General features: G+C 62.3%; 10 protein-coding genes and 2 pseudogenes. 3 read left to right on the plus strand and 9 right to left on the minus strand.

The genetic code is table 11. The annotated features are described in order from the left end of the window. The coding region (locus ACLV8F_RS24510; protein ID WP_411886805.1) for a glycosyltransferase at positions 1-275 on the plus strand (275 nt) is incomplete at its 5' end. Here the strand turns inward: ACLV8F_RS24510 and ACLV8F_RS24515 are convergent. From ACLV8F_RS24515 to ACLV8F_RS24555, 9 genes and pseudogenes are all read right to left on the minus strand, one after another. Then, positions 272-868: a DUF6151 family protein gene (locus tag ACLV8F_RS24515; RefSeq protein ID WP_411886806.1), complete on the minus strand. Its 597-nt coding sequence runs from the start codon at positions 866-868 to the stop codon at positions 272-274. The genes ACLV8F_RS24510 and ACLV8F_RS24515 overlap by 4 nt on opposite strands. A gap of 10 nt (positions 869-878) precedes the next feature. After that, a complete protein-coding gene (locus tag ACLV8F_RS24520) occupies positions 879-1409 on the minus strand; it encodes a hypothetical protein (protein WP_411886807.1) in 531 nt (176 codons plus the stop codon). Next, the gene (locus ACLV8F_RS24525) at positions 1402-1758 is read right to left on the minus strand and encodes an HAD family hydrolase (protein ID WP_411886814.1); all 357 of its coding nucleotides are present in this window, start codon (positions 1756-1758) and stop codon (positions 1402-1404) included. Before ACLV8F_RS24525 ends, ACLV8F_RS24520 begins: the two co-directional genes overlap by 8 nt. Further along, positions 1746-1952: a hypothetical protein gene (locus tag ACLV8F_RS24530; RefSeq protein ID WP_411886808.1), complete on the minus strand. Its 207-nt coding sequence runs from the start codon at positions 1950-1952 to the stop codon at positions 1746-1748. Before ACLV8F_RS24530 ends, ACLV8F_RS24525 begins: the two co-directional genes overlap by 13 nt. Before the next feature lie 76 nt (positions 1953-2028). Continuing rightward, positions 2029-2262, minus strand: coding sequence for a hypothetical protein (locus ACLV8F_RS24535; protein ID WP_411886809.1), 234 nt, complete (start codon positions 2260-2262; stop codon positions 2029-2031). 37 nt (positions 2263-2299) lie between these two features. Next, positions 2300-2695 (minus strand): hypothetical protein, encoded by a 396-nt coding sequence (locus ACLV8F_RS24540; protein WP_411886810.1) that lies wholly within the window; start codon positions 2693-2695, stop codon positions 2300-2302. Positions 2696-2745: 50 nt separating this feature from the next. After that, positions 2746-4218: an aldehyde dehydrogenase family protein gene (locus ACLV8F_RS24545; protein WP_411886811.1), complete on the minus strand. Its 1473-nt coding sequence runs from the start codon at positions 4216-4218 to the stop codon at positions 2746-2748. A gap of 24 nt (positions 4219-4242) precedes the next feature. Further along, positions 4243-5002 (minus strand): annotated as a pseudogene (locus tag ACLV8F_RS24550) (dihydrodipicolinate synthase family protein). Positions 5003-5018: 16 nt separating this feature from the next. Next, positions 5019-5138, minus strand: a pseudogene (locus ACLV8F_RS24555) (L-rhamnonate dehydratase); the annotation flags it as partial. 195 nt (positions 5139-5333) lie between these two features. On the opposite strand from ACLV8F_RS24555, the gene ACLV8F_RS24560 reads away from it, so the two are divergent. Continuing rightward, positions 5334-5834 (plus strand): hemerythrin domain-containing protein, encoded by a 501-nt coding sequence (locus tag ACLV8F_RS24560; RefSeq protein ID WP_411886812.1) that lies wholly within the window; start codon positions 5334-5336, stop codon positions 5832-5834. Between the two features lie 312 nt (positions 5835-6146). After that, positions 6147-6892: calcium-binding protein (locus ACLV8F_RS24565; RefSeq protein ID WP_411886813.1), on the plus strand; the 746-nt coding region annotated here is incomplete at its 3' end.

Raw genomic sequence — 6892 nt, forward strand, 5'->3', positions numbered from 1 at the left:
GGAGTTGCCTGGAGGCCATGAGCGCGGGCTGTGTGGTGGTCGCCAGCCGTACCGCGCCTGTCGAGGAGGTCATGGCGCACGGCGTCAACGGCCTGCTGTTTGATTTTTTCGACGTGCGGGCGCTGGCCGATACCGTCGTGGACGTTCTGGCCGACCCGGCCGCCCATGCGCACCTGGGGCATGCGGCACGCCAGGCCATGGTGGCGCGATTTGACCTCGCCACACGCTGCCTGCCTGAGTTGCTGGCGCTGGTCGAGGAGGCATTGAAGGTCTAAACGGCCTGCATCAAGCGGGCCCGCTCATCCGGCGTGAGCACCTTGGGCGATACGCGGGGCGTTCCCGTCTCCGGGTCAAAGAAGGGCGTGTTCTTGTAGCTGCCGTCCAGCCTTGCGCGTACCAGCCTGGCCATAAACCGCAGGATAGACACGGTGGTGCTGGCCGCCATGGCCTTGGGACTGCCTTTGGCGCTTTTCATGCCGACCCGCATGCGCACCGGGCCGAAGGCGTCGTCCAGGCTGGCCGATGGGTCCCGCAGGCAGTTATGCAGCAGCCCGACATGCGAAACCTTGAAGTCGCGCGCCGTGTTGCCGATGGGCGTGTTGCAGCAGCTCGCGTACCAGCGCAGCATGCCCTTGTCGCTCAGTGACATGCAGGCCAGCGATTCAATGCCTTGCGAGAAAGTGACATGCTGGGGAAGGGTGGCGACCACATCCGACCCACCCATCTCATCCAGAATCTCGCCGGCCTTGCCCAGGAAGTGCGCATAGGCCTGGCAATCCTTGCAGTAACAGATGCCGCGGCACACCAATTCGGTGTGGCTGACGTGGCCGCGTAAAGTGCCGCATTGGCAGCGCAGGGGGTGGTTCATGCGCGGGAGCTTAACGCTTGTGGGATGGCTCGTCCAACGTGGAGGGTGTGCGGAGCTTTGCGCTTTCATCCAGGACGACCTGCCGGCTTGTCCACCCACGGGTCCCCCTGATAGCTATGAGGGAAACAGCCCCTGTGGCCTGAACCGCAACCATGAGCAATGGGTGAAGAAGCCCGATGCCCAGAGTCGCAACCATAAAACCCGCGCTTGCATATAGGGTTGATTCACGTTTGTAGTCGGCGTAGAGGGCAAGGACAACACCAAGACCGGCAAAAATGAACGCGAGCCAAGTGAACCAGAGAACGGCGTTGGCGTCATTTAGGGCGAAGACAGTGCTCGGTTTGAGTTCAGCAAGGTAACTGCGCTCTTTCCGCACCAGGCCAAGCTGATCCAGCATTCTCAATATATTGCCTCCGAAAAGCACTCCGAAACGGTTGATGTACGACACGACAAGGAACAGGGCGCACGCAATGAGGGCACCTGCAAACGACAATTTCCCAAAAGAGACGCTCTCGCCGGTACCGAAGATTCGTTTAAACATTCTCAGCCTGCGACGGATAAAGATGTTTGCAAAACCGCCATTCGTGCACGGGCTGGTCGTCGATATAGGCCGTAGGCTTTGGCAGATAGCCATCAAAACACTCGCTGAGTCCCAGTTCAATAGCCGTGGTCCTGCAGTATTCAGCGCCTCCCGAACTCCAGAGGAACAAGCTTGCGCCTTCCGATTTGAGGCGCCTGACCTGCGCGATCACGGCGGGCATGGGAATGCGCTTCGCACCAACGGACCTGACCATGGTGTCATCGATATCTACAAAAACGATTTGTTGGACCATGCTGTTGATTTTCTCATTGGCACTGCAGTCATGCGTTCTGCTATTTACCGTCGGGATTGCTGGGTCGAGGGAGTTGCACGGTCATCAGTTTTTTCTTTTTCCACTGCTTGAGCAATACGCTCCAGCAATTCTTCAACGCGCTGGCGATGCGCACGCAGTCCCAAGAGCCCCGACTTTCGGATGATGAATACGCATCCAATGCCCAGGATAAGTGTTGGCATCAGGGAGAGAAGCATTTCGTTGAAGGTCATGTCATACCTGAGGTGGAAGTAAGCAAAAAATATCGAAGCGCAATCGCCACGGTCATCTCAACGCGTGGAAAACCATTTATTCAAGGTTCTTCTTGATCAGTTCCGAGACCAGTTCAGAATCACCAACGATATCCTCATTTCCCTTGAAACGGGAGACTTCCATGTGCCCATCGGCGAACACATCCGCCTCCACACGTTCGCCGACCAGCGTCAAGCTCACCAGTATGGAGTCGGGTCTATGCCGTCCAAGCGTGAAGTGGATCTTGGCGGCCTCGAGATCGGACAGCAATGCGAAAAGTGCATGGCTCATTGTTGACACCTGCGGCTTGTTGGAACTGCTAGCTGAATCATGACGGTTGAGTTCCCGGTTGGTCGCGGAGCATATGCGACGCCAACAACCACAACGCCGCCGGCAACAAAAGCGCGGCAGCAATCACTTCCGAAAGAATGGTGACGTTGGCCATCAAGGGGTGGAACTCGATGGGCGCCAACGCGTAGTGGCCCAGCCCGTCAAAGCCCAGCGCCGCGTAGATAGCCACAAGGAGCAAGCCGGTGGCCATGTATTTTTTGCGCATGAACAGCAAGCCCACTACGCCAACGGAGGTGATGGACGCCCACACCGCATAGACCTGTGCACGCGTGAGCCAGGCCGGCAGGTTAGGGTATTCGCAGATGAACTCGGCGTTGTGGCTGAAGTGGCCGAGGCTGGCCAGGAAGTAAGCCGCCGTCAGCACCAGAAGCACCGTTTGCAGCTTCGTGGGCAGCCGGGCCGCCCGCATCGCACATGCCATGCTCAAGCCAGCGTATACGCCGTCTTCACCGTCGTGAAAAACTCCTGCGCGTACTTGCCCTGCTCGCGCGGGCCGTAGCTCGAACCCTTGCGGCCGCCGAAGGGCACGTGGTAGTCCACCCCGGCGGTGGGCAGGTTGACCATCACCATGCCGGCCTGGCTGTGGCGCTTGAAGTGGGTGGCGTATTTGAGGCTGGTGGTGGCGATGCCGGCCGACAGGCCGAACGGCGTGTCGTTGGCGGTGGCAAGCGCCGCGTCGTAGTCTTTCACGCGGATGATGCTGGCGACCGGGCCGAAGATTTCTTCGCGGTTGATGCGCATGCCGGCCGTGCTCTCGCTGAAGAGGGCCGGCTGCATGTAAAAACCTTCGGCGCCGCTGCCGGTGTGGCAAGGAATGCGCGCGCCGCCGAAGGCCAGCGTGGCGCCTTCGGCCTTGCCGATTTCGATGTAGCTCAAGTCCTGCTCCAGCTGCGCCAGCGAGGACACCGGGCCCACGTCGGTGCCGGCCGTCAGGGCGTCGCCCACCTTGATGCGCGCCATGCGCGCCTGCAGTGCTTCGACAAAAGCGGGGTAGATGCGGTCGGTCACGATGAGGCGGCTGGAAGCCGTGCAGCGCTGGCCGGTGGAGTAGAAGGCGCTCTGCGCGCTGAGTTCAACCGCTTGCGTGAGGTCGGCGTCGTCGAGGATGACTTGCGGGTTCTTGCCGCCCATTTCGAGCTGTACTTTTTTGAGGTTCTTCGCGCAGGCTTCGGCGATGCGGCCGCCCACGCCGACCGAGCCGGTGAAGCTGATGGCGTTGATGCCCGGGTGGTTGACCAGTCCCTCGCCGATCACGCGGCCCGTACCCATGACCAGGTTGAACACACCGGCCGGGATGCCGGAGCGCGAGATGATTTCGGCCAGCGCCCAGGCGCTGCCCGGCACCAGGTCGGCGGGTTTCAACACCACGCAATTGCCGAAGGCCAGCGCGGGGGCGATCTTCCAGGCCGGAATGGCAATCGGGAAATTCCACGGCGTGATCAGGCCGACCACGCCCACGGGCTCGCGCGTGATTTCCACGCCTATGCCGGGCCGCACCGAGGGCATCGTCTCGCCCGACAGGCGCAGGCATTCACCGGCGAAGAACTTGAAGATATGGCCGGCGCGCGTGGCCTCGCCTATGCCTTCGGGTTTGGTCTTGCCTTCTTCGCGCGAGAGCAGGGTGCCCAGCTCTTCACGGCGCGCGAGGATCTCGGTGCCGATTTTGTCCAGCGCATCCGAGCGCGCCTGTATGCCCGAGGTCGACCAGGCCGGAAAGGCCGCCTGCGCCGCCTGCACCGCCGCGTCCAGCCCGGCCGCATCGGCCTGCGCGTACTGGCCTATCACGTCCGACAGGTTGGAGGGGTTGAGGTTGGGGCTGGCGCTGGTGCCCTCGACCCATTGGCCGTTGATGAGGTTGCGGTGCAGCGTGTCGGCGGAGGGGATCGAAGTGGTCATGGATGTCCTGATGGCGTGTCGGTTTTAGCGGGCCCATCGCAGGACCAGGGGGTCCAGCCGGCGGGCGGTTTCGAGGAGGCCGGCGCGCACCGCCGGGTGCATTTCGGGAAAGGGGTGGCGCGGCGCTTCAGACGCAATGATGCCACCTTCTTTCATGAGCGCCTTGGCCGTCAGGATTCCCCCCTGGCGGTTCTCGTAATTGATCAGCGGCAGCCAGCGCGTGTACTCGGCCGCGGCCTCTTCGCGCTTGCCGGCCGTCCATGCGTCCATGATGCGGCGTATGCCGTCCGGGTAGCCGCCGCCCGTCATCGCGCCGGTGGCGCCGGCCTCCAGGTCGGGCAGCAGGGTGATGGCTTCCTCGCCGTCCCAGGGTCCTTCGATTGCGTCGCCGCCCAGGCGACAGCGTGGCGAAGAATTCGTAGATTTTTTCCTCCGTCACGCGGATCGTCGCGCCATGGTAGGGCGGCATCACCAAGACCATGGCCGCGCCCAGGTCCTGCGCGCGGCGGCTGCGTTCGGCGCACACCTTGGTGCCGAAGTGGGTGGTGGTTACGATCACCGGCACGCGGCCCGCCACATGCTGGAGTATGGTCACGGTCAGGACCTCGCGCTCCTCGTCCGACAGCACAAACTGCTCCGAGAAGTTGGCGAGTATGCACAGGCCGGTCGAGCCGGCATTGATCATGAAATCGACGCAGCGCTTCTGGCTCGCAAGGTCCAGCTCGCCCGCATCGGTGAAGGTGGTGGGCACCACCGGAAACACGCCCTGGTACCTGGCCGTCATGGTGTTCACTTGATGTTTATTCGACGATGTTGAAGTCTTTGAGGAACTCGGTCTTCATCGTCAGGCCCAGGCCGGGCTTGTTGTCGTCGAGCTGCAGGAAGCCGTTTTCGGCCACGGGCTCGCCGTCGAAGATGTAACATCACGCGCAAGGACAGGCCGCTCAGCGAAGCGGCGCGGTTTTTTTCTGGCGGCGCTGCACCGGAAGTAGCTGCCGGGGCCTGACGGGAAGGACGTCGGGTCGTGCCGCGAATGCGCTTTCCATGACGTGGATCAAGCCTTGGCGCCGTGCCCCTGCTTACGCTTGTGTATTGCCAACGCCGGAAGCACACACATGCCGAATCTTCAATGGTCTGAAGCCCTTGTGCTTGGACTGCCCATGATGGACGACACGCACCGGGAGTTCGTCGAGTTGCTGGCGCAGGCGGAAAACGCGGCGGACGATGCGCTGGCGGGACAGTGGCGCACGCTGGTGGAGCACACCGATGAGCACTTCAGCCGTGAAGACCGCTGGATGCTGGACACGCGGTTTTCATCCACGAACTGCCACAGCGTGCAGCACAAGGTGGTGCTGCAGGTCATGCGGGAAGGCCTGCAAATGGCCGGGGCCGGGGATTTCATGTCCTTGCGCCATATGGCCAAAGAGCTGGCCCTCTGGTTTCCTCAGCATGCGCAGACCATGGACGCTGCGCTGGCGCTGCACCTGCGCGGCATAGGCTACGACCCGGTGACGGGTGTGATGAGCATGCCGCAGGCTTTGCCCAAGGACACCATCCAGGGTTGCGGCAGCCTCAGTTGCTCCCCCGGACGCCCGGCGCTTGAGCCCAGCGCATAGACGCGGCTTCTCTTTTTGATCCGCGGTGAAGGCGGTCTAGCCGCCGCGGCTTCAGGGCCTGGAGCCTTGCGCGTTGCCGGGCACAAACCCCGGCAGGTTTGCGCCAACCCGGTAAGACCGTCACTATTTGGGGGAAAGCGTCAGAACATTGTCTGCCGGAAGGCAATGCCGCCGGCTTTCGGCGTGGGCCTGCCTATCCTGTGTGTGCGGTTTTCGTGCGGAAGCCGTTTCCCTTCCCGGCGCATCAAGGTCCGGCGTTTGGCCGGCCCTTTGACGTGAACCCCAAGCAGTCCATCCATTCAAGGAGACGTCATGAGCAGTTTCATTCCCGGCAGCAATTACAACGACAGCCTGGAGGGTGGCGTCGATGGGGACACGTTTTACGGCAGCCTGGGCAACGACACCCTGGACGGCTACGGCGGCATCGACACCGTGAATTACAGAACCCTGCAGAACGCCTCCGCGCAAGGTTACACGCTGGTTTCGGGTGTGCAGGCCAACCTGGCCATCGGCAGGGTCCAGAAATTCTTCATCTCCTACTCCGCCTACTCCTATTTCCCGCAATTTTTCACCTTTACCGATGTGCTGCGCAACATCGAAAACCTGGTGGGTACGGCACTGGCCGACACGCTCACAGGCAATGCCGGCAACAACATGCTGGACGGCGATGAGGGCGACGACACGCTGCGCGGGGATGCCGGCGACGACCAGTTGTACGGCAGGGCCGGCAATGACGCCCTGTACGGCCAGGCCGACAACGACAGGCTGTACGGCGGAGCCGGCAACGACCTGCTGGATGGCGGAGCCGGCGGCATAGACACGGCGGACTACAGCCTCAGCGGCATGGCCGGCGGCGTCAAGGCCAACCTGGTCACGGGCAAGGTGGAAAAATTCCTCACGGCAGGCCTGACCACACCCAGCTATATCGACACGCTGGTGGAGATCGAGGACGTGGTGGGCACGGCGGCGGCCGACATCCTCCTGGGCAATGAGCGGCCGAACGGCCTGTTTGGCGGTGGCGGCAACGACACGCTCAAGGGCGGGGCCGGCAATGACCT

The sequence above is a fragment of the Polaromonas sp. YR568 genome (genome assembly GCF_943369675.1).
Classification (GTDB): domain Bacteria; phylum Pseudomonadota; class Gammaproteobacteria; order Burkholderiales; family Burkholderiaceae_C; genus Polaromonas.

Excerpts from the sequence above, each read along its gene's own strand:
- ACLV8F_RS24515 (WP_411886806.1), bottom strand. The coding sequence starts at position 868 with ATGAACCACCCCCTGCGCTGCCAATGCGGCACTTTACGCGGCCACGTC.
- ACLV8F_RS24520 (WP_411886807.1), bottom strand. The coding sequence starts at position 1,409 with ATGTTTAAACGAATCTTCGGTACCGGCGAGAGCGTCTCTTTTGGGAAA.
- ACLV8F_RS24530 (WP_411886808.1), bottom strand. The coding sequence starts at position 1,952 with ATGACCTTCAACGAAATGCTTCTCTCCCTGATGCCAACACTTATCCTG.
- ACLV8F_RS24535 (WP_411886809.1), bottom strand. The coding sequence starts at position 2,262 with ATGAGCCATGCACTTTTCGCATTGCTGTCCGATCTCGAGGCCGCCAAG.
- ACLV8F_RS24545 (WP_411886811.1), bottom strand. The coding sequence starts at position 4,218 with ATGACCACTTCGATCCCCTCCGCCGACACGCTGCACCGCAACCTCATC.
- ACLV8F_RS24560 (WP_411886812.1), top strand. The coding sequence starts at position 5,334 with ATGCCGAATCTTCAATGGTCTGAAGCCCTTGTGCTTGGACTGCCCATG.